The sequence below is a fragment of the Streptomyces sp. NPDC060209 genome (assembly GCF_042728155.1).
Classification (GTDB): Bacteria; Actinomycetota; Actinomycetes; order Streptomycetales; family Streptomycetaceae; genus Streptomyces.
Map to the genome: position 1 here is coordinate 1 of NZ_JBHWZS010000591.1, position 1,072 is coordinate 1,072.

The following is a 1,072-nucleotide window of genomic DNA, read 5'->3' on the forward strand; positions in this document are numbered from 1 at the left end:
CAGCTCATTGCCGCGTATGAGTCCGAGGGCGTCCGGGTTCGTCGGGTTCCGGTGGACTACGCGTCCCACACCTCCCACGTCGAACTGATCCAGGATGAACTGGCCGACGTGCTGACCGGGTTGAGCCCGCAAGCGGCGACGATTCCGATGTTCTCCTCGGTGGACGGCCGGTGGATTGACGGCGCGGAGCTGGACGCCGGCTATTGGTTCCGCAATCTGCGGCAGACCGTGCGCTTCGCCGACGCGACCTCGGCTCTGATCTCGGAGGGGTTCAGGGCGTTCGTCGAGGTGAGCTCGCATCCGGTGCTTGCGCACAGCGTCCAGGAGAGCCTGGACGAGAATCTTCAGGCGCCGAGCGTCGTGACCGGGACTCTCCGTCGCGACGACGGCGACCTGGACCGCATCCTCCTGTCCGTCGCCGAGTTGTTCGTCCGTGGCGTTCGGGTCGACTGGTCCACGCCACTCGGCGAACGGGCAGCCGCACACGTCGAGTTGCCCACGTACGCCTTCCAGCACCAGCACTACTGGCTGGAAGCCGCCCACGGAGCGGGCGACGTGTCGTCCGCAGGACTGACCGCGGCGGAGCACCCGCTGCTCGGAGCGGTGGTCGGACTGCCCGATTCGGGTGGCGAGTTGTTCACCAGTCGCCTGTCCCTGCGCGCACAGCCGTGGCTGGCGGACCACGCGGTGTCCGGCAGTGTGCTGCTGCCGGGGGCGGCATTCCTGGAACTGGCCTTGCGTGCGGGGGAGGAAGCAGGCCTCGGCACCATCGAGGAGTTGGTGATCGAATCGCCGCTCACGCTGCCACCGCAAGGTGCGGTGCAGCTCCGGGTCGTACTCGGCGGAGAGGACGAGGCCGGCCGCCGGACGCTGCACATCTATTCCCGACCCGAGGACTCCGGCCCTGAGACGCCGTGGGATCGCCATGTCGATGGTCTGTTGTCGGCGTCGGCCCAAGAACCGGCGTCCGACTACGAGCAGTGGCCTCCGGTGGGTGCGGTGGCGGTGTCGGTGGATGGGTTCTACGAGGGGTTGGCGGAGCAGGGGTATGTGTACGGTCCGGCGTTCCAGG

Annotated in this window: 1 protein-coding gene; it reads left to right on the forward strand. The window is 68.1% G+C overall.

Features of this window, described 5'->3' with window-relative positions:
- Window positions 1-51 precede the first annotated feature (51 nt).
- A partial coding sequence (locus ACFWFI_RS42765; protein WP_387401392.1) for an acyltransferase domain-containing protein occupies window positions 52-1,072 on the forward strand: 1,021 nt, incomplete at its 3' end.